General features: G+C 64.2%; 18 protein-coding genes. 8 read left to right on the top strand and 10 right to left on the bottom strand.

The annotated features are described in order from the left end of the window. Positions 1-1,264: 1,264 nt before the first annotated feature. Together HMPREF3145_RS01410 and HMPREF3145_RS01405 are read right to left on the bottom strand one after the other, a co-directional pair. Positions 1,265-1,909: a DUF3239 domain-containing protein gene (locus HMPREF3145_RS01410; protein WP_070421476.1), complete on the bottom strand. Its 645-nt coding sequence runs from the start codon at positions 1,907-1,909 to the stop codon at positions 1,265-1,267. A 10-nt stretch (positions 1,910-1,919) separates the two neighbouring features. Beyond that, a complete protein-coding gene (locus HMPREF3145_RS01405) occupies positions 1,920-3,560 on the bottom strand; it encodes a DNA repair helicase XPB (protein WP_070421475.1) in 1,641 nt (546 codons plus the stop codon). Positions 3,561-3,603: 43 nt separating this feature from the next. Between HMPREF3145_RS01405 and HMPREF3145_RS01400 the strand changes: the two genes are divergently transcribed. Both HMPREF3145_RS01400 and HMPREF3145_RS01395 read left to right on the top strand, forming a co-directional pair. Beyond that, positions 3,604-3,858 carry a type II toxin-antitoxin system ParD family antitoxin gene (locus HMPREF3145_RS01400; protein ID WP_070421474.1) on the top strand — a complete coding sequence of 85 codons (255 nt, stop codon included), beginning with the start codon at positions 3,604-3,606 and terminating at the stop codon, positions 3,856-3,858. Then, positions 3,842-4,135: a type II toxin-antitoxin system RelE/ParE family toxin gene (locus HMPREF3145_RS01395; RefSeq protein WP_070421473.1), complete on the top strand. Its 294-nt coding sequence runs from the start codon at positions 3,842-3,844 to the stop codon at positions 4,133-4,135. Before HMPREF3145_RS01400 ends, HMPREF3145_RS01395 begins: the two co-directional genes overlap by 17 nt. Here the strand turns inward: HMPREF3145_RS01395 and HMPREF3145_RS01390 are convergent. Both HMPREF3145_RS01390 and HMPREF3145_RS01385 read right to left on the bottom strand, forming a co-directional pair. Continuing rightward, positions 4,132-5,325 carry an ABC transporter permease gene (locus tag HMPREF3145_RS01390; RefSeq protein WP_070421472.1) on the bottom strand — a complete coding sequence of 398 codons (1,194 nt, stop codon included), beginning with the start codon at positions 5,323-5,325 and terminating at the stop codon, positions 4,132-4,134. The two genes, HMPREF3145_RS01395 and HMPREF3145_RS01390, sit on opposite strands and share 4 nt — an antisense overlap. Then, positions 5,325-6,203 (bottom strand): ABC transporter ATP-binding protein, encoded by an 879-nt coding sequence (locus HMPREF3145_RS01385; RefSeq protein WP_070421471.1) that lies wholly within the window; start codon positions 6,201-6,203, stop codon positions 5,325-5,327. The genes HMPREF3145_RS01390 and HMPREF3145_RS01385 overlap by 1 nt, the downstream gene beginning before the upstream one ends. A gap of 56 nt (positions 6,204-6,259) precedes the next feature. Here HMPREF3145_RS01385 and HMPREF3145_RS01380 point away from each other — a divergent pair, with 56 nt between their 5' ends. Beyond that, positions 6,260-9,076 carry an FAD-binding and (Fe-S)-binding domain-containing protein gene (locus HMPREF3145_RS01380; RefSeq protein WP_070421470.1) on the top strand — a complete coding sequence of 939 codons (2,817 nt, stop codon included), beginning with the start codon at positions 6,260-6,262 and terminating at the stop codon, positions 9,074-9,076. On the opposite strand, the gene HMPREF3145_RS01375 is transcribed toward HMPREF3145_RS01380, so the two are convergent. Then, positions 9,073-11,106 carry a helicase-associated domain-containing protein gene (locus HMPREF3145_RS01375; protein WP_070421469.1) on the bottom strand — a complete coding sequence of 678 codons (2,034 nt, stop codon included), beginning with the start codon at positions 11,104-11,106 and terminating at the stop codon, positions 9,073-9,075. The two genes, HMPREF3145_RS01380 and HMPREF3145_RS01375, sit on opposite strands and share 4 nt — an antisense overlap. Positions 11,107-11,159: 53 nt before the next feature. On the opposite strand from HMPREF3145_RS01375, the gene HMPREF3145_RS01370 reads away from it, so the two are divergent. After that, the gene (locus tag HMPREF3145_RS01370) at positions 11,160-11,354 is read left to right on the top strand and encodes a hypothetical protein (protein WP_092101852.1); all 195 of its coding nucleotides are present in this window, start codon (positions 11,160-11,162) and stop codon (positions 11,352-11,354) included. A gap of 120 nt (positions 11,355-11,474) precedes the next feature. On the opposite strand, the gene HMPREF3145_RS01365 is transcribed toward HMPREF3145_RS01370, so the two are convergent. Next, positions 11,475-12,206, bottom strand: a complete 732-nt coding sequence (locus HMPREF3145_RS01365) for a resuscitation-promoting factor Rpf1 domain-containing protein (protein ID WP_070421467.1) — start codon at positions 12,204-12,206, stop codon at positions 11,475-11,477. A 284-nt stretch (positions 12,207-12,490) separates the two neighbouring features. Between HMPREF3145_RS01365 and HMPREF3145_RS01360 the strand changes: the two genes are divergently transcribed. Next, on the top strand, positions 12,491-12,874 hold the full coding sequence (locus HMPREF3145_RS01360) for a cold-shock protein (protein WP_070421466.1): 384 nt from the start codon (positions 12,491-12,493) through the stop codon (positions 12,872-12,874). Here the strand turns inward: HMPREF3145_RS01360 and HMPREF3145_RS01355 are convergent, their stop codons facing one another. Together HMPREF3145_RS01355 and HMPREF3145_RS01350 are read right to left on the bottom strand one after the other, a co-directional pair. Further along, positions 12,875-13,372: a DUF2771 family protein gene (locus HMPREF3145_RS01355; protein ID WP_070421465.1), complete on the bottom strand. Its 498-nt coding sequence runs from the start codon at positions 13,370-13,372 to the stop codon at positions 12,875-12,877. A gap of 15 nt (positions 13,373-13,387) precedes the next feature. Continuing rightward, a complete protein-coding gene (locus tag HMPREF3145_RS01350) occupies positions 13,388-14,185 on the bottom strand; it encodes a glutaminyl-peptide cyclotransferase (RefSeq protein ID WP_070421464.1) in 798 nt (265 codons plus the stop codon). Between the two features lie 39 nt (positions 14,186-14,224). Between HMPREF3145_RS01350 and HMPREF3145_RS01345 the strand changes: the two genes are divergently transcribed. The 3 genes from HMPREF3145_RS01345 to HMPREF3145_RS01335 all read left to right on the top strand — a co-directional run bounded on the left by HMPREF3145_RS01345 (position 14,225) and on the right by HMPREF3145_RS01335 (position 17,237). Next, entirely contained in the window at positions 14,225-14,899 is a 675-nt protein-coding gene (locus HMPREF3145_RS01345; protein WP_083279317.1) for a DUF3027 domain-containing protein, read from the top strand. A gap of 91 nt (positions 14,900-14,990) precedes the next feature. Then, on the top strand, positions 14,991-16,436 hold the full coding sequence (locus HMPREF3145_RS01340) for an NCS2 family permease (RefSeq protein ID WP_070421462.1): 1,446 nt from the start codon (positions 14,991-14,993) through the stop codon (positions 16,434-16,436). Then, positions 16,437-17,237, top strand: a complete 801-nt coding sequence (locus HMPREF3145_RS01335; protein ID WP_070421461.1) for a TrmH family RNA methyltransferase — start codon at positions 16,437-16,439, stop codon at positions 17,235-17,237. Positions 17,238-17,251: 14 nt separating this feature from the next. On the opposite strand, the gene HMPREF3145_RS01330 is transcribed toward HMPREF3145_RS01335, so the two are convergent. Both HMPREF3145_RS01330 and sepH read right to left on the bottom strand, forming a co-directional pair. Next, positions 17,252-18,091, bottom strand: coding sequence for a DUF6928 family protein (locus HMPREF3145_RS01330; protein WP_070421460.1), 840 nt, complete (start codon positions 18,089-18,091; stop codon positions 17,252-17,254). 3 nt (positions 18,092-18,094) lie between these two features. Beyond that, the gene (sepH, locus tag HMPREF3145_RS01325; protein WP_070421459.1) at positions 18,095-19,009 is read right to left on the bottom strand and encodes a septation protein SepH; all 915 of its coding nucleotides are present in this window, start codon (positions 19,007-19,009) and stop codon (positions 18,095-18,097) included. Positions 19,010-19,082: the final 73 nt, after the last annotated feature.

Raw genomic sequence — 19,082 nt, 5'->3', positions numbered from 1 at the left:
ACTTCACACACAAACACCCGTAGACGAAACTAAACCCAGTTTCATTTACGGGTGTTTTTACGTATACCCACACGATTGTTGTCGCCGACAACAGAAACAGTGGTGCACACCCACCAGCCCGCAATACAGAGTCAGAAACATTGCGTGCCTGACTATGCCACTGCATAGTTGGCGTACACCCATTAGTCCGCAATGCAGAATCAGGAACAGTGCGGGCGTCACTATGCCGCCGCATAGTCGTTGCGGCACCCCCAATTTTCCACAATGCAGAATCAGAAACATTGCGTGCCTGACTATGCGACTGCATAGTCGTTGGCGTACACCCGTTAGTCCGCAATGCGGAGCGGGAGACTGAACGGGTCCCACTATGCCGCTGCATAGTCGTTGAGGTCGACCAACTTGTCCGCAATGCAGAGTCAGTGGCAGAACGGGCTGGCCTATGCCACGGCATAGTCACCGGCGATCACCGGGCTATTCCGCAATGCAGATTGGGAGACGCCACGGGCATCACTATGCCGCCGCATAGTTGGTGCCCACCCACTTGTCCGCAATGCGGAGTCGGTTCCCACGGTGCTTGGTTGCGCTCTTCGAAAAGTAGCCCAAAGCGCTCCGCCAAAAGTAGCCCACCACCCATGCCGAAATAGATGGTGGGCGCCCACTAGTCCGCAACGCAGAGTCCATAACGCCACGGGCACCACTATGCCGCTGCATAGTTGTTGGCTGGAGCCATTTGTCTGGAATGCGGAGACGGAAACGGGATTCGATATGCTATGTCGCTGCAAAGTCGTTGGTGTTTCCCTGTTGTCCGCAATGCGGAGTGGCAGGAGGACACAGCGTGGTAACTATGCCGCTGCATAGTTGGCGTACACCCATTAGTCCGCAATGCGGAGTGAGAAGGGGATCGATACCCATTACGCTACTGCATAGGCACCGGGAAAGGGCAGGGGGGAGGTCCAACTGTCCGTAACGCGGAGTCATCGCCTTCACACCACCGAAGCCCCCACTAAAGCCACCTGCGCACTTCTGTGAATGCAAAATGAAGCTCAACTGGCTGCAGGATTTTACACTCCGCCCAGGTTGGCGAATGGTGTGATGTGGGGTTTTGCATTGGCGTGCGGGGCAGGGTTGTCGGCAAGGCCAATGGGGGCTGCCGGCGTGGCGCAGAGCGGACGAAACGGCCGGCGCGGGGCGGCAGGGGCCGAACAGCCCCCCAACAGCCAAGCGCTCCCAACAGCCCCAACAACCTCAAAAAACAAACAGAGAACTACAACTCCACGACGGTGTTCTTGGACTGCTCGAGGAGGTCCTTCTTCTTGCGGGCGCGCTCGAGTTTGGACCATTGGTCGCCGGGGACGGCGTTGCGGGCTTCGTCGATGACGGCCACGTCGGGGGTGCCCCAGGCGATCGGCATCGGGGTGATCATCTGCCACATCTTCTTGTTCTGTGTGGAGCGCTGGGCGCCCACGGCGGCGACAGGGACCTTGGTACCCACCTTGTCCGAAGTGTTGGGGATCGGGTGGTAGACGCGCGAGGTGATGCCCCAGCGTGGTGGCAAGGAGGGCTCGACGTTGAGGTTCACCAGGGCGGTCAGGGTGATGGTGGTGCCGACGCGTTCGGTGATGATGGCTGGGGCCAGCGGGTTGGCGTCGTAAAGTTCTTGCGTCTTGCCCACACTGCGGGGGATGAGCAGGCCCACGACGAGCATCATGAGGCCGAAGAGGGCAAGGCCGAACGTGCCCAGGGTGTGCCAGGGGGATTCGGGGTCGACGAAGAACCAGACGGCGACGGCGCCGGCGAGCGAGATCACGAAGAGGGCGACACCCGAGGCGACGAGGCTGCGGGTGTCGCGGATCATTTCGTTGTGTTGCTTTGCATACTCTTCGTCGACGTCGAACTTGAAAACCTTCATGGGGAAGAGTTTAGAGGTCGGAGGCGTCGACGAGTCGATACGCGTAGCCCTGCTCGGCGAGGAAGCGCTGGCGGTGGATGGCGTATTCGGCGTCGAGGGTGTCGCGGGCGACAACGGTGTAGAACACGGCCTCTGCGCCGTCGGCCTTCGGGCGCAGCAGCCGGCCCAGGCGCTGCGCTTCCTCTTGGCGGGAGCCGAATGTGCCGGAGACCTGGATGGCCACGGCGGCTTCGGGCAGGTCGATGGAGAAGTTCGCCACCTTGGACACCACCAGGGTGGAGATAGCCCCGTCGCGGAAGGCTTGGAAGGCTTCTTCGCGTTTTTTGGTGGTGGTTTTTCCGTCGACAAGTGGGGCGTCGATGCGCGCGGCGATCTCTTCGAGTTGGTCGACGTAGGCGCCGATGATCAAGGTCTGCTGGCCCTCATGTTTTGCAAGCAGCTTATCGACGACCCCAAGCTTCGCCTTCGAACACGCCGCCAACCGATAGCGTTCGCGGGTTTCGGCGGTGGCGTAGGTGAGGCGTTCGTCGTCGCTAAGTGTGGTGCGCACTTCGACGCATTCGGCGGTGGCGATGTAGCCGGCCATTTCGAGTTCTTTCCAGGGGGCGTCGTAACGCTTGGGGCCGATGAGGGAGAACACGTCGTCCTCGCGACCGTCCTCGCGCACCAGGGTGGCGGTCAGGCCTAGGCGGCGGCGCGACTGGAGGTCGGCGGCCATGCGGAAGACGGGGGCGGGCAGGAGGTGGACTTCGTCGTAGATGATGAGGCCCCAGTCGCGGGAGTCGAAAAGTTCGAGCGCGCGGTATTCGCCCTTGGTTTTGCGGGTGACCACCTGGTAGGTGGCGATGGTGACCGGGCGGATCTCCTTCTTCTCCCCGGAGTACTCGCCGATCTCCTCGGGCGTGAGCGTGGTGCGGCGCAGCAGCTCGTCGCGCCATTGGCGGCCCGCGACGGTGTTGGTGACCAGGATCAGTGTGGTGGTCTGTGCCTGCGCCATCGACGCCGCACCCACGATGGTTTTGCCCGCGCCGCACGGCAACACGACGACGCCGGAGCCACCCTCCCAGAACGACTCGGCGGCGTACTGCTGATAGTCGCGCAACTCCCAGCCATCGTGGTTGAGCGCGATCGGGTGCGACTCGCCGTCGACGTAGCCGGCGAGGTCCTCCACAGGCCAGCCGAGTTTGGTCAGTTCCTGTTTGATTTGGCCACGGGCGGAGGGGTGGACGGGGATGGTGGTGTCGTCGATACGCGATGCGACCAGCGGAATGATCTTCTTGGAGCGGGTGACCTCGGTGAGGATCGCTGGGTCGTCCGCCTCGAGGATGAGCCCGTGCGCGGGGTGCTTGACCAGCTTGAGGCGGCCGTAGCGCGCCATGGTTTCGGCGACGTCCACGAGCAGCGGCTGCGGAACGGGAAAACGGGAGTAGCGCTCGAGTACATCAACGGCCTGCTCGGCGTCGAAGCCGGCGGCACGGGCGTTCCACAGCGCCAGCGGGGTGATGCGGTAGGTGTGGATGTGCTCGGGAGCGCGCTCGAGCTCCGCAAACGGGGCGAGCGCGGCGCGCGCCTTGGGTGCGTCCGGGTGCGCGACCTCGAGCAGCACAGTCTTGTCCGATTGGACGATAAGCGGGCCGTCGCCGAGAGCCATGCGATCTACTCCTCCTGTTCGTAGGCGTTGGTAGTCTACGGGCATGGCTGCGAAAAATACATCCGTTGTCCTCGGGGAACGATACGACAAGTTCATCGCCGAATTACTTGAAGACGGCCGCTACGCCTCCGCCAGCGAAGTCCTGCGCGAAGGCCTGCGGCTCGTGGAGGAGCGGGAGCAGAAGTTCAAGGCTCTCAACGATGCTCTTGAAAAAGGCGAGTTGAGCGAAGTTGTCCACGACTTCGACCCCGACGAGTTCATTGCGCGTATGAAGAACGACCATGAAGTATCGGCTTAGACGCCAAGCAGAATCTGACCTTGTAGAGATTTGGAACTACACGGCCGTTCGTTGGGGGCTGTCCCAGGCTGAGCGCTATGTTGGCCAAGTTCTGTATATGCTCGACATGCTTGGGGGAAACCCGCGGCTCGGAAGCTCTGCAAGCGAAGTTCGCTCTGGCTACCGAAAGAAAGCAGTCGGGAGCCACATCATTTTCTACCGGGAAGACGACGGTGTCGTCGATGTGGTCCGAATCTTGCACCAACGCATGGATCTACAACACCACCTGAATAACTAACCCCTCCGCAGCACCTGTGACCACTTGGTCACGCTGCCGTTGTTGAGGATCGTGCGCTTGTAAATGCGGGCGGCACCCCACACGACGAGCACAGTGGTGACCGCAGCGAGCGTGAAGGAGCCCGCGAGCTGGATGGCGGTGAAGTCGCCAGCTGCGTAGGTCAAGGGCGCGGCGAAGATGGAGAATGGCGGGATCCAGCTCACGACCTGCATGAAGGTTGAGTCGGTGTTGGACCAACCAAACGACGAGATGTACACGCACGCCATCAGCAGGATCAGAATCGGCATCTGGGTGGACTGCAGGTCCTCGGTGCGCTGCACCATCGCGCCGGCGGCGGCGTAGAGGCCGCCGAAGAACAGCATGGACAGCAGCCAGGCGATAAGCAGGATGGGGAGGGCGGACCAGTCGATTTCGACGTCGTCGATAAGACCCGAGACCTTCAGGCCGATGCCGCCGACGGCGAGCAACGCTGCGGTGGCGAGGAATCCGAAGATGACGGTGCCCAGCAGTTTGCCGGCGAGGAAGTCCAGCGGGCGAACGGAGGCCAAGATGAGCTCGACGACACGCGACGACTTCTCCTCGGTGACGCGGCTGCCCACCTGGGCGGCAAAGGTGATCACGGTGAACATGACGATGATCAGCGCGAAGAAGGTGGTCAGCAGGCGGGTCAACTGCTCTGCGGTGTCGTCGCCTTCGGTGTCGTTGATGTCCACCGGCACAACGTTGATCTGCGGGGAGGCAGCCTCGTAATCGGCGGGGCTAATGCCCAGGGTGCTTAGGGTTTCGGCGCGCGCCTGCTGCTGGGAGAGGGCGTCGAGGCCGGTGAGGATGGTGGTGGAGGGGGAGCCGTCCGCAAGGACTTCCCAGGTGTCTCCCTCGACGATCAGGGCGGCCTGCACGTCGCCGTCGCGGACTAACTGTTCGGCCTCGGTGCGGTCGGTGGCGGTGCGGGCGTCGTAGCCGGCGTCGTCGAGAAGCTGCTCTGCGATACCCACAGTGGCAACGGCCGGGCCGCCGGCCTCTGCCTCCGCTTCGTCCTTGTTTTTCATCCAGGTGCCGAAGCCGATCATGCCGAGAATGGCCAGCAACATGATCACGAGCGTGACAATGACGCCCTTCTTCAGCAGCAGGATCTGCACCTCGCGCTTCGCGGTGGTGGTGATGGTGTGCATGGGGGAGTAGGTCTTCATTACTTCACAACCTCCTTGAACAGCTCGGCCAGATCCGGCACGACGCGGGTGAACTCGTGGACGGGGCCTGCGGCCATGGCGGCGCGGAGGATGTCCTGGTCGTTGTCGGCGGAGTCGGTTTCGACGGTGACGTGGGTTGGGGTGTCGCTAATAAGCGTGGCGGTTGCGGGGATCCAGCCGCGGGCTTGCGTACCGACGCGGAAGCGCACCGGGCCGCCCGAACGCAACTCGTCGACGGTGCCTTCGGCGACCATGCGGCCGCGGGTGACGATGCCAATGCGGTCGCACAGCCGCTGCACCAAATCGAGCTGGTGGGAGGAGAAGATCACCGGTACGCCGGCGCGGGCGCGGTCGGTGAGCATTGTGCTCATCACGTCCACGGCGACGGGGTCCAGGCCGGAGAACGGCTCGTCGAGGATGAGCACCTCCGGGTCGTGGATCAGGCTGGCGGCCAACTGCACGCGCTGCTGGTTGCCCAGGGAGAGGTCGTCGAGCTTGTCGTTGAGCCGCTCGCCGAGGCCCAACTCCTCCAGCAGTTCTGTGCCGCGCTGCTTGGCGGCCGCGCCGTCCACGCCGTGGAGTTTGGCCAGGAAGATCAACTGGTCGAGGATCTTTTCCTTGCCGTAGAGGCCGCGCTCTTCGGGCATGTAGCCGATGCGGCGACGGGAGTCGTCGTCAAGCGGGCGCCCATCGAGGAGCACCTCGCCAGAATCAGCAGTGAGCACGCCTAATGCGATGCGCATCGTGGTCGATTTACCGGCGCCGTTGGAACCGACGAAGCCGTACATTTCCCCATCGTGGACGGTGAAGTCCATTCCGTCGAGGGCCTGGACGTCGCCGAAGCGCTTGTGAAGGTCCTGAATCTGAAACGTAGTCACCCGACAAAAACTAGCAAAGGATTCGACATCGCTCAGGGCGGGTTTACCATGAACTCATGACTGCAACCATCTCATCCCCAGCGGCGCATCTGGCCCACGAACTCGGCGCCGACGAGGCGCTGTCCACGCGCCCGATCGACCGCATCAAGTACGCCCACGACGCATCCCACTTCCTCTACACCCCCGATGTGGTGGTGGAAGCGCGCAACGCGAACGACGTAGCGGCGGCGTTCCGCGCGTCGGCATCCTCCGGCGCCCCGGTGGTGCTGCGCGGCGGCGGTACCTCGTTGTCCGGCCAGGCAGGTGGTGCGGGCATGCTAGTGGACGTGCGTAAGCACTTCCGTGGCGTGGAAGTGCTTGACGGTGGCAAGCGCGTGCGCGTCCAGCCCGGCTCCACGGTGCGCCAGGTCAACGCGCACCTGGCCGCGTTCGGCCGCAAGATCGGCCCGGACCCGGCGTCCGAGGGCGCCGCGACGATGGGTGGCGTGATTGCCAACAACTCCTCCGGCATGGCGTGCGGCACGGAGTTCAACACCTACAACACCATCGAGTCCGTCACCTTCGTCCTACCGTCCGGCACGGTGATCGACACCGCCCACCCGGATGCGGAGGCGCAGTTCGCCCGCCAGGAGCCGGAGCTTGTGGACACGATCGAGCAGCTCAAGCGACGTGTGCGCGACAACAAGGAATCCGTAGACATCATCGAGCGCCACTTCGCGCTGAAAAACACGATGGGCTACAGCCTGAATTCGTTTTTGGATTACGACTCGCCGCTGGACATCTTCATGCACCTGCTGGTCGCATCCGAGGGCACACTCGCGTTTATCGCGGAGGCCGTCCTGCGCACCATCGAGGTGCCGAAACTGAAGACGACCACCATCGCGGTCTACCCGACGTTGGACGCCGCGACGCGCTCCCTGCCGGCCCTGTTTGAGTCGAAGGCGGCGACGCTGGAGTTGATGGACTCGCGCTCCATCAAGGTCGGCCGCACCTTCGATTCGGTGCCGGAGCAGATCACCGGCTTCGAACTTGGCGGCCAGGCGGCGCTGCTCATCGAATACCACGCCAACGAGGCTGAGCAGCTGCGCGAATACGAGCAGGCCGGCTCCAAGCTCCTGCGCGAGTTCGACCTGCAGACCCCGGCGCAGTTCAGCACCGACCCCATGGAGGCCGCCAAGGCGTGGGCGTTCCGCAAGGGCCTCTACGCCCAGGTCGCGGAGGCTCGCCCGTCCGGCACCACTGCGTTGCTCGAGGACATCGCGGTGCCCGTCGAGGACCTCGCCGACACCTGCGGTGGGCTGCAGCAGCTTTTCGACGAATACCGCTACGACGACGCCGTCATCTTCGGCCACGCCAAGGACGGCAACATCCACTTTTTGATCACCGACCGCTTCGAGGGCGACGAAAACCTCACGCGTTACGACGGCTTCAACGAGGACATGGTCGACCTCGTGCTCGGCGCCGGCGGCAACCTCAAGGCAGAGCACGGCACCGGCCGCGTCATGGCGCCGTACGTGCGCCGCCAGTACGGCGAGGAACTCTACGACGTGATGGCGGCGCTCAAGCGCGCCGCCGACCCGCGCGGGGTGATGAACCCGGGCGTGATCATCACTGACGACGAGCGCGAGCACATGAAGAACTTCAAGCTCAACCCGCAGGTCGAAGACGAGATCGACTCCTGTGTGGAGTGTGGCTACTGCGAGCCGGTGTGCCCCTCGCGCGACCTGACCATGACCCCGCGCCAGCGCATCGTCGTGCGTCGCGCGCGTGCGAAGGCGCTGCAGGAAGGCGACATGGAGCTGGTTAAGCACATCGACGAGGCCTACCAGTACGACGGCATCGACACCTGTGCGGTGGACTCCATGTGTGTCACCGCGTGCCCGGTGGGTATTGACACCGGCAAGTTCATCAAGTCGCTGCGCCGCGGCCAGGCCGGCGCCGTGAAGTCCGCTGGTTGGGCGGCCGCCGCAAAGGCGTGGGGTCCGGGCAACACCCTGGCGTCCACAGCCCTGACAGGCGCGTACATGATGCCGACGAGCCTGGTGCAGAAGGTTACTGACGTCGCCCGCGCCCTCGTAGGGGAAGACACCGTTCCGCAGTACCGCCCGGAGCTGTCCAAGGGTGGCGTGAAGCGCTCCAAGGCGTTCGGCACGCAGGTCGGCGCGCCGGGCGCGGAGCCTGTTGGCGTGTTCGTCCCGGCGTGCGTGAACTCCATGTTCGGCCCGCAGGGCGATGGCGTCGGCGCCTCGGAGGCGTTTGCGAAACTCGTCGAGCGCGCCGGCCTGTCGCTGGTGGTGCCGGAGGGCATCGACGGCATGTGCTGCGGCACCCCGTGGACCTCGAAGGGCATGAGCACCGGCCATGACATCATGCAGCGTCGCGTCAACGACCAGCTCATCGCAGCTACCGACGGCGGACGCCTACCGGTTGTGGTGGACGCGTCGAGCTGTACGCACGGCTTCCGCGACATGGCCGAAAACATCGGCATCACGGTCATCGATGCCATCGAGTTTGTCGACGAGCACGTGCTCGATCGCCTCACGGTCAACCACAAGGTGCCATCGGTGACGCTGCACCCGACGTGTTCGGCGACCCACCTGGGTATCGTCGATACGCTGAAGCACGTTGCGGCCGCCGCGGCAGAGGACGTGAACGTTCCGGCCGAGTGGAACTGCTGTGGTTACGCCGGGGATCGCGGCATGCTGCACCCCGAACTCACCCACGCCGCGACGAAGCGGGAGGCTGCACAGGCCAAGGAGTTCGGCTCGGCGTGCCACGCGTCGTCGAACCGCACCTGCGAGTTGGGCCTGACGGCCGCGACCGGCGCGGACTACGAGCACATCCTGGAAATCCTGGAGCGCGCCAGCCGCTAGGCCAGCACCACTTTTGTCACTCGCGGCAGGGCGATGCGCACGACCCGGTCCTTGGCCTCGTCGAGCGCGTCCACCTGACCCGCGGTGACACTCAGCGGCAGGACGGTGATCGTCTTGCCGCGCCCCTGCTTGTCCACGTAGCCCACCGTGACGTGCCTGCGCGCTCGCGCCGCCGCGCGCAGCGTTTCAAACGCATCCCCGCTGCCAGCATCGGTGGTCTCCGCAGAGCGCAGCTTTGCGACGATCGCACGCACCTGCTCCGGCGCCACCCTCCGCGACTTCGGAAGCGTCGATGGCGTCGGCGCAACCAGGGCGGGCTCGGGAGCCATGTTGACGGAAACACCCTGGTCGTCCTCTGCGGTGGGTTGTAGTCCTGCGGTGCGCAGCGCCGTCATGAGCTTTGCCAGCGGCAGGTGTGAGATGGCGACGGTGGGGGCGAGGACCCGCAGGCCTAACTTCTCTGCTGCGGTAGCGATGAGCGCCGGGTCCTCGGAACGGATGTAGGAGAGTGCTTCGCCGGCGCGGATGGCGCCGTGGGTGCGGGCAGTGTCGTCGATGATGAAGGTGATGGCCTGGGGGACCTCGCCAAGCACGTGGTCGGCCAGCCAGCCGTGGATCTCCGGGGCGGTCAGGCCACTGTCCAGGCCGCGGCGCACCGAGGCTTCCGAGATGCGCCACACGCTGGCAAGACCAGGCGACTCCAGATCCGCGATGCGCTCGATGAACCCGGCCATTGCGGGCTCGAGCGGGCCCGGGGCTAGCACCGTCATGTCGGCCTGGGCGATCAACGTGTCCACCGAGGCAGGCACGAGCGTGGCGGTTGCTGCGGCGACGTCCTCGCCGTTGATCAGGGCTAGCGTCGGGGTCGACTGCGCTTGGTTGGCCAGCGCGCCGACGAACTCGGCTTCCCGGACAACCGCGGCGATGAGGTTGTCGGAGAACCCCGACGATTCCAGCGGGGCGTGGAAGAGCATCCGGTCCATGTCGCCCGCGTGTCGCAGCATGGTGAGGCGGGCGTGGCGAAGCGCTGGGGCGTGGGCGTCGTCGCTCAGCAAATTCGCCCCTGTATCCACGCGCCACGGGGAGGCCACCCAGCCGGCGAGCACAATCGCCCACTGGTCGGACAGTGTCGCGTCAAGCCAGGTCAGGGCGTCGCGGGTAGCGGCGAGCACGTCCTCGTCGTCGACGTTGCCGCGGCCGACAAGACCTGCGGATTCGCCGACGGTGACAAGCAAGCTCGGGTCGAACCCAAGTGCCTTTTCCAGGTTTGCCGCCGCGCGCACGCCGACGGTGCCGTCTTTGTTCAGTACCACCGGGGTATCCATCAGCGTCATGACCAGTTGGCGCATCTGGCGCACCGCGTCGAGGCCCTGGGCGGTGGCGGTTTCGTCGATAGTGGCCTGATCGATCTCTGGTACGGCGGGTGGTGCAAGCGGGAACACGCGCGGCGTTGCGCCACGCATCGCGTCGCGCACCGGGCGGGGCAGGCGCACCGTGGTCTCGTTGACGCGCACAAGCATGCCAAGCGCGAGCAACTTGGCCACCGGCGCATCCGGGTCCGCATCGGGTGCAGCCGCCGCGGTTGTGCCCACCCCGCCGGACGCCGCAAGGGTGTCCAGCACCTTGCGTTCGCGGGCAGGCAGTGACGCCAGCGCCTCGGTCGCGCCGGGCGGCAGCGTATCGGTCACGCGCCAACCGGGAGGCAGGGCAGTCAGCGTGCCGGGGGCGATACGCAACGCCTCATCCGGACCAAACACGAGCGCCAACTCGCGCAGGTGGTGAGTGGAGCCGAAGCCGGTGGCGTTCACAGGCTCAAGCTCCGCTCCGGCATCCGCGAGCTGCTCGAGCACCGCCAGATCCGCGGCGTTGAGGAGACGCAACGCGCGCGATGCCGACCCGGGAAGGCCGAGCCTGGTTGCGAGTGAGCCCACCGACGGCGGGGCGGGGAAGAAGGCATCCGGGCGTGCCTCGATGAGGGCGTGCAGCGCGTCGTCATCGAGCGAACTCAAGAATTTAGGGAACGTAGACATTGCGGGGGTGAGTTTACTTGCGTTTTTGTCTCCGGCGTGAAAGAATGAGGGGCATGGCTAAAGATGTGAAGAAGATTGGGCGCGCAAACCCCGCATGGCCCGCTAATACCCCAGGTAACCTGCACCCGGTCACCGAGATCACCTCGACGTTAACCGGTGCTTCCAGCCCGTTCGGCGACGACCTGATCCTGCCGATGCCGGCAGAAGAGACGGGCTACGTCCACCCGACGACGCGCATCAACCGCTAAACCAGCGGAACTTAAAAGACCGGCACGGTGCCTGACCGTGCCGGTTTTTGTTGTGGGGTGGCAAAGGCAAACGCCCCGTTCACAACCTGAACGGGGCGGACGATTGCTGTGCGCTATTGCTTAGCGAGCCTGGAAGGACTGCTGCACGGAAGCAACGGTGTTGTTGACCTGGTTGGCAAAGTTAGCGCCGACCAGGTTTGCCACGGCTGCGAAGTCGCCGGAGAGGGCAGCGTCGATCAGCGGCTGGTTTGCAGCGTAGAACGCGCTGTAGTCGTTGCGGTTAGCAACGTAGTTGGACTGCACGGAAGCCGGAACCTGGAAGCCGAATGCCTGGATAGCGTTACGCACCTGTGCGTAAAGGGCATCGACCTGCGGGGACTGTGCGGCCGGAGCCTGGGCCTGTGCTGCCGGCTGAGCCGGAGCGGCCTGCTGTGCCGGTGCCGGTGCTGGCTGCGGGGCCGGCTTGGATACCTGCGCGTCGCGGTTGGTCGGTGCGGAGTTCAGGCCGTAGCGAGCGGAGCAAGCCGGCCATGCGCCCCAACCCTGACCTGCCAGGGTGCGCTCGGCGACAGCGATCTGCTGCTCGCGGGTTGCCAGGTTAGCGGTCGGGGCGAACTCGCCGCCACCGTATGCCAGCCAGGTGCCGTAGGAGAACTGCAGGCCACCGTAGTAGCCGTTGCCGGTGTTGATAGCCCAGTTGCCGCCGGACTCGCACTGTGCGAGCTTGTCCCAGTCGGAATCCGGTGCTGCGGTTGCCTGCGGGGCAACAATGCCAGCCAGTGCAGCTGCTGCTGCAGAACCTGCCAGAGCCTTCTTGCCCATGGAGGTGGTCTTCTTAGAGTGGCGTCCCATTGTTTCGTTTCCTCTCATCGTTGACCGCCAATTTCTCGGGACAGCCTAACGTTGTATAACGATTGTGTCACGTAACGGTGTCGTTTTGGGGCGCAATACTCGAAAAAGCCTCACATTTCCCCAGCTCGAAGGCGCGACATGCAAAATATGTGTTCTGGGTCACACTGGCGTGAACTGCTTGATTTTCGGGCGGAAATAGTAAGGTTTTGATTTTGTTTTACTTACTGGCGGTACATCTGCACGAGTGATACTGCATAAGTGATGCGTTACGGAAGGAGAGCGCCATGCCTGTCGGAAAGGTGAAATGGTACGACGCCGAAAAAGGGTTCGGCTTCGCATCCAACCCGGGAGACGAGGATGTCTTCATCGGTAAGTCCGTGCTGCCTGAGGGAGTTGAGGAGCTGGTCGCAGGCCAGCGCATCGAGTTCGACTTCGCCGCAGGCCGTCGCGGCCCACAGGCGCTGCGCGTGAAGGTGCTGGATACCCCGAAGCGCCGCCCAGTGCACCGCCGTAAGCCGGAGGAGCTGGGAAGCATGCTCGCGGACGTGATGACGCTCATCGAGACCCAGGTCCAGCCTGCTTTGACCAACGGCCGCTACCCGGACCGCAAGGAAGGCCGCCAGGTGGCGGAGATCCTGCGGGCCGTGGCGCGCGAGCTGGATGCGTAATTAGTTAAAGCCCACGGACCATGTGGCGATGACAGGGGTTTCCTCCCCGTCATCGCCCTTTTTAATGTCCAGGGTGGTTACCTCGGCAACGACGAGCTTCGCGCCGGACTCGGTCGTAGCCGGCACGGTCTCCTCGGTTGCCTCGCCGGAGGTGAAGACGCGCTCGGAGTTGGCCTCCGGGTCGTCGTAAATGAGCAGCAGGCGCCAGCTATTCGACGCAATCTCGTCAGGAACCGTAACCACCACATCACCCTCGCCGCGCTGCATGGTGGGGGCGTCGCCGCCGGCACACTCCTCGTCCAACTCACACACGGTGTACACGCCGATGTCCTCGCGCTCACCGTTAGCAGCCACCGACACCGTCAGTTCATCGACCGGAGTGGTGGGGCGGGTGCGCTGGTACTCCATGACGGCGTAGACCACGCCGACGAGTGCCAGGACGCCCACGAGGGCGACCACGATGGTTTTCCACTGCTTGCTGCCTGAACGTTGTGCCATGGCGAGAAATCCTAACTAGTCAGCCTGGGTAAAGCGCACCCGGTACATGTCCGGCCAGCGCTTGCCGGCAAGGAAGAACTCGTCAGTGCCCGGGATGTGGGCGATGCCGTTGAGGACGTGGTTCGGGTCGTCGGTGGCGTTATTAGGCAGGGCGGAGGCGTCGATACGTGCGGTGACCTCGCCCGTTTCCGCGTCAATGCGCACGATGTCGGTGGTGGTGAACACGTTGGCGTAGACATCGTTACCGACGCACTCCAACTCGTTGAGGCCCGCCACCGGCTCGCCATCAAGCGTGACGGCGAAGCGTTCGCGCTCCTCGAGCGTTTCCGGATCCATGCGGCGCAGCTCTTCGGTGCCGTCGGAGAAGATCACCTCGTTCGCTTCCGTACGTGAGCACAGCCCCCAGCCTTCGCCCTGATAGGAGGCGCGGCCGATCTCCTCGAGCGTTTCTGCGTTGCGACGAATCGCTGTCCCGTCGAGCCACGTCAACTGCCACAGGGTGTCGTCGATACGCGTAATGCCCTCGCCGAAAAACTGCGGATCCAAATCAACCGACGCGAGCTCATCGCCAGCGATAGTGCGGGTGTACAGGCGCGATTCGCCCTCCTGGCCAGTGCCAACGTAGAGGTTGCCGTCGGCGGTGACCTCGAGGCCCTGCGTGAAACTGGTCTGGTCGAACGGGAGGCGCTCGATCACCTCGGCGCGAAGGTGCTCGACGCTTGGGGTGGACGACTCCGGCGCGCAGCCAGCAAGCAAACCGCCCGAAAGCGCAGCGATAACAGACAGAGCGGACAAAGCTTCACGATGACCCATGGGTTACATCCTGCACTACATCGCGCATAATGGGTAAGCGTGTCACGATCCAGAAAACGCACTCGCTCCCGCAACCCGTTGCTTGGCAACGATGCAATAGCTATTGCGCTCGAGGCGCTTGAAGAAATCGCAGACGGCGACATCGGCGAACACATCGGTGTTACCGGCCTGACCCGCAATGTTGCCACCCACCGCTTCGAAGCCGACGTGCCCGGATACGCCGGGTGGGAATGGAACGCCGTCATCGCCTGCGCGGACGGCTCCAACGCGGTCACCGTCAACGAGGTCGCGCTCGTGCCCTCCCAAGGTGCGCTCGAAGCGCCCGACTGGGTGCCGTACTCCGAGCGGCTACGCCCCGGCGACCTGGGCCCAGGCGATGTGTTGGAGCTCCTGCCTGACGACGAACGCGTCACCGACGATTCCTTTGCCCGCGACGCCATTACCTTCCCGGGCCGCGAAACCAAGCACTACCTGACCAAACAAGGGTTAGAGGACGCAAAGCACCGCTGGCGCACCGGCGACTACGGGCCAAACAGCGAGTTTGCTGAAAAGGCAGCCCTGTCGTGCCGCACCTGCGCCTTCTATATCCCCATGGCGGAACCGGTGGGGGAGCACTTCGGTGCTTGTACCAACGAGTATTCCGCCGACGGCCATGTCGTGGCGTCTTCCTACGGTTGCGGCGCGCACTCGGACACGGAAGTAGATAACTCCTAAGTAACTCCAATCACTGGGGCAGCAAAATAGTTGCGTTTGCCCAGGGACAGTGAAAAGCTAAGCCCCCGTGAGTACGACCACGGGAGCAAAAATGCATAAGGACCAGCCGCAGCCGCGCGGCGGGCTGGACGCCTTCTTCCACATCACAGAGCGCGGATCCACGGTGGGCACCGAAGTGCGCGCCGGGGTAGTGACCTTCTTCGCGATGGCATACATCGTGCTGCTGAACCCGCTGATTATCGGCACCAGCCCCGACCGTGAGGGCACCGTGCTGGGCATCCCGCAGGTAGCGGCCGCCACCGCTTTGGCTGCTGGCGTGATGTGTATCTTGTTCGGCCTGGTTGCCAAGTACCCCTTCGGCATCGCCGCCGGCTTGGGTATTAACACGCTCGTCGCCGTGACCATGGTGGGCCAGCAGGGGCTGACCTGGGCGGAAGCGATGGGCCTGGTGGTTATCGACGGCATCATCATCGTGCTGCTGGCCATCTCCGGTTTCCGCACCGCCGTGTTTAACGCTATTCCGGATTCGATGAAGGTGGCTATGAGTGTCGGTATCGGCATGTTCATCGCCACCATCGGCCTTGTAGATGCCGGCTTTGTCCGCCGCATCCCGGATGCCGCCATGACTACCGTTCCGGTCCAGCTGGGCACCGGCGGCTCGATCGCATCCTGGCCGACCTTCGTGTTCATCATCGGCCTGTTCATCTGTGGCTTCATGGTTGTGCGCAACGTGCGTGGTGGCCTGTTCATCGGCATCATCCTGACCACGATTGTTGCCATGATTGTGGAGGCGATCACGGGTTCCGGCTCGTCCGCAGACAACCCGCAGGGGTGGAGCTTGGCCGTGCCGGAGCTGCCGGATTCCTTCGGCGGCATCCCGGATCTGTCCATCGTGGGCAACATCGACCTGTTTGGTGCGTTTATCAACATCGGCGTCATTTCCGCAGCCCTGCTGGTGTTCACCCTGGTGCTGGCGAACTTCTTCGACGCCATGGGTACCATGACGGCGCTTGGCCGCCAGGCTGGCCTCGCCGCTGAGGACGGCGTCCTGCCCGACATGAAGCGTGCCCTCGTCGTCGAAGGCTTCGGCGCAGTCGTGGGTGGTGGCGCGTCGGCGTCGTCGAACACGGTGTTCGTGGACTCCTCGGCAGGTATCGCCGACGGCGCTCGTACCGGCCTGGCCAACGTGGTCACCGGTGTGCTGTTCCTGCTCGCAATGTTCTTCACCCCGCTCTACGAGGTCGTGCCCATCGAGGCCGCGGCACCGGTACTCGTTGTCGTCGGTGCGCTCATGATGATGCAGGTCGGCCAGATCAAGTGGAACGACTTCTCGGTCGCGCTGCCGGCATTCTTGACCATCGTCACCATGCCGCTGACCTACTCCATCGCCAACGGCATCGGCGTCGGCTTCATCTCGTTTGCGCTGCTGTCCCTGTTCGCCGGCAAGGCGAAGGACATCCACTGGATCATGTGGCTCATCTCCGCCCTGTTCGTCGTGTACTTCGCGCAGGGCCCGATCATGGCAGCGATTAGCTAAATGCAATTGCGTATCGACGACCCCCTCGACCCCCGTCTCGACGACATCCGCGACCTGAAGCACTCCGACAAGGAGAAAAACCTTGTCTTCGCCGAGGGGCCGCTGGTGGCTGGCCGGCTGGTCGAGTCGCGCTTTCCGGTGCGCGCCGTGTTCGGCTTCGGGGGACGGCTTGAGTCGTTCATGGCCGACTACGGCGAGGAGTTGTCGCGCCGCGGCATCCCGGTGTACGAGATCACCCGCCAGATCATGGGGGAGGTTGCCGGATACGACATGCACCGCGGCCTGTTGGTCTCCGCCGATAAGCCGGAGCCGCTCACCGTTTCCGAGGTGCTCGAAGGGGCGCGCACCTTGGTGATCCTGGAAGGGGTCGGCGACCACGAAAACATCGGGTCCATCTTCCGCAACGCCGCCGGCATGGGGGTCGACGGCGTGCTTTTCGGGGCGGCGACCGCTGACCCGCTCTACCGGCGCAGTGTGCGCGTGTCCATGGGGCACGTGCTGCGCACCCCGTTCGCGCACCTGGAGGGCACCCCGACGACGTGGCAGCGCTCGCTCGCCGAACTTCACGACGACGGCTGGTGGCTCATTTCACTGACCCCCGCTGACGACGCCGTCGAACTTAAAGATGCCATCCAGGGCCACGACAAAGTTGCCTTCCTTGTTGGTGGGGAAGGCCCGGGGCTGACCCCGCACGCCATGCGTGCTACCGACGTGCGCGCCAAGATTCCGATGGCGCCGGGCACCGATTCGCTGAACGTGGCCACCTCGGCCGCGATCGCGTTCTACGAGCGCATGCGCTAACCGGGCTAGCCCGGTTAGCGGTCGATGTGGCGGATGCGCTCCTTTAACGCAGCCGCCCACTCTACAGCGCGACGGCGTACACCCCGGCCGATGCGCTTCGCAGCGGCGACGGACGCGTCCGCCAGCTCGGCGAACTCGTCGCCCTCTTGCTTCTCTTGCTCGGCCTCGTAGTCGTCGTAAGCCTTATCGCGCTCCGCGAACTTCGCGGCGACCTCGTTGACCGACTTGGTGGCCGGCTTCGGCTCCTCAATCTTCGGCTCAGGCCGGCCGTCCACGGCGTAGCCCACCACGTTGATGTCCGGGCCGTTCTGGCCGATCTCCGCACCCAGCCAGGCATCCTCGGAGGCAAGCGCAAGGTCCTTCGGCTCAAACGGCAGCGCAATCCCGCCTGCTTGTTCCGCCTTCTCGCCCGCCCAGTAGGGGGCCTCAAACGGCTCAGGCAGGCCGATGTCTTCGATAACACTGGTGCGGGTGGCGCAGAAACTGCGCGACACCTTCTCGCCATTGAAGTGGGCGAAGCCGCCAAAGTCGCTATCCGTACCCAGCGCGATAACGAACACGTCCGCTGCGGGAAGCGCGGTGTGCCATTGGGTAGGGGAGGACAACTCGGTGACGTCCACACGCATGCGCACCACCGAAATCCCCGGGAAGCCCGCAATATAAAACTCGTCGCGGCCAGGCACCGACGAGCGGTTCAACGGAAACGACCCAATCGGCGTGATTGGCCACGCCGGATTCACCTGAGCCAGCAGCTTTCGGCCAAACCCGCGGTCGGCCTTCGGCTCGCGACGCAACACCTCCGCAGGTTCAGCAGTGTTGACAAACCACAACGTGACAACGGCGTTGAAACTCATGGCTTACCGCTTCGGACGCTTCGTGTTGGTCCGTACGCCGAGCAGCACGTCCTCCCAGTGGGGCGTCACCGACTTGCGGCGACGCTTCTGCGGCTGCTCCTCCTCATCCGGGTGGCGCAGGAAATCACCCTCGAGCACCTCGCCCTCCTCGGCGGGTACATCCTGAAGGATCTCGACGGGCGCGGCCGGCGCAGCCTCATCCTGCTCGCCGTGCAAGGAACGCACCGCAGACAGCGAGCGCACCGGCTGGGCGAAATCCGGATCGGTCAGATCCGCAGCCATAGCGTTGCGCGCCTCAGTCTGGGCCGCGGCGCCCATGGAGCGCTTAAACGACCACAAGGCCTCATTCTCCGTCAGGCCCGCCTGCCAGGTAACGCGCACAACCCAGGTGTCGCCCTGCTCGCGGGTGGCATCCCACTCCGCATCCGAAATCGAGTGACCACGGGCAGCAAAGGAGGTAGCCAGGATCTCCAACAACGTCTGCTTCGCCGGGCCATCCTCGCGCACCGGATGGGACTGCTTCGCAGCCTCCGCAACCTGGGCGCGCTCAAGCAACACCGGGTGGGCATAGGACTCGAGGCGGCTTTCGGCCACACCCATCTCTTCTGCCAACTCCGCGGCGGTCGCGCCGGCGCGGATGCGTGCCTGGATCTCGTTCGGACGCATCGACAACGGGGTGGCGTAGAGCGGATCCGGCTCCGGCAGTGGGCGCGGCTCCGGGGCGGGTGCCACCGGTTGCGCAGGCTGCTCTTCCTCAGTCACCTCGGTATCGGTGGCTGGTTCTTCCGGGGCGGGGGAGTCGTCGATAAGCAACGGCGCAAGCTCCTCACGGGCAAGCTGATAGCGCACACCCTCCTCGTCGCGGAGCACAAAAAACGTCTCCGTCGACTCGTCTTCCAAGAAAACAAGCTCGCGCATAGGACTCCTTCCGCCTGGCAATACGAAAACTAAGCCTATCGGACGCACGTGCCCACATCAGGCAACCAGCCCC

It is taken from the genome of Corynebacterium sp. HMSC05C01, from assembly GCF_001807155.1.
Lineage (GTDB): Bacteria > Actinomycetota > Actinomycetes > Mycobacteriales > Mycobacteriaceae > Corynebacterium > Corynebacterium coyleae.
This window is presented reverse-complemented; position numbering and strand designations above follow the sequence as displayed.

Excerpts from the sequence above, each read along its gene's own strand:
- HMPREF3145_RS01410 (WP_070421476.1), bottom strand. The coding sequence starts at position 1,909 with ATGAAGGTTTTCAAGTTCGACGTCGACGAAGAGTATGCAAAGCAACAC.
- HMPREF3145_RS01405 (WP_070421475.1), bottom strand. The coding sequence starts at position 3,560 with ATGGCTCTCGGCGACGGCCCGCTTATCGTCCAATCGGACAAGACTGTG.
- HMPREF3145_RS01400 (WP_070421474.1), top strand. The coding sequence starts at position 3,604 with ATGGCTGCGAAAAATACATCCGTTGTCCTCGGGGAACGATACGACAAG.
- HMPREF3145_RS01395 (WP_070421473.1), top strand. The coding sequence starts at position 3,842 with ATGAAGTATCGGCTTAGACGCCAAGCAGAATCTGACCTTGTAGAGATT.
- HMPREF3145_RS01390 (WP_070421472.1), bottom strand. The coding sequence starts at position 5,325 with ATGAAGACCTACTCCCCCATGCACACCATCACCACCACCGCGAAGCGC.
- HMPREF3145_RS01380 (WP_070421470.1), top strand. The coding sequence starts at position 6,260 with ATGACTGCAACCATCTCATCCCCAGCGGCGCATCTGGCCCACGAACTC.
- HMPREF3145_RS01375 (WP_070421469.1), bottom strand. The coding sequence starts at position 11,106 with ATGTCTACGTTCCCTAAATTCTTGAGTTCGCTCGATGACGACGCGCTG.
- HMPREF3145_RS01370 (WP_092101852.1), top strand. The coding sequence starts at position 11,160 with ATGGCTAAAGATGTGAAGAAGATTGGGCGCGCAAACCCCGCATGGCCC.
- HMPREF3145_RS01365 (WP_070421467.1), bottom strand. The coding sequence starts at position 12,206 with ATGGGACGCCACTCTAAGAAGACCACCTCCATGGGCAAGAAGGCTCTG.
- HMPREF3145_RS01360 (WP_070421466.1), top strand. The coding sequence starts at position 12,491 with ATGCCTGTCGGAAAGGTGAAATGGTACGACGCCGAAAAAGGGTTCGGC.
- HMPREF3145_RS01355 (WP_070421465.1), bottom strand. The coding sequence starts at position 13,372 with ATGGCACAACGTTCAGGCAGCAAGCAGTGGAAAACCATCGTGGTCGCC.
- HMPREF3145_RS01350 (WP_070421464.1), bottom strand. The coding sequence starts at position 14,185 with ATGGGTCATCGTGAAGCTTTGTCCGCTCTGTCTGTTATCGCTGCGCTT.
- HMPREF3145_RS01340 (WP_070421462.1), top strand. The coding sequence starts at position 14,991 with ATGCATAAGGACCAGCCGCAGCCGCGCGGCGGGCTGGACGCCTTCTTC.
- HMPREF3145_RS01335 (WP_070421461.1), top strand. The coding sequence starts at position 16,437 with ATGCAATTGCGTATCGACGACCCCCTCGACCCCCGTCTCGACGACATC.
- HMPREF3145_RS01330 (WP_070421460.1), bottom strand. The coding sequence starts at position 18,091 with ATGAGTTTCAACGCCGTTGTCACGTTGTGGTTTGTCAACACTGCTGAA.
- sepH (WP_070421459.1), bottom strand. The coding sequence starts at position 19,009 with ATGCGCGAGCTTGTTTTCTTGGAAGACGAGTCGACGGAGACGTTTTTT.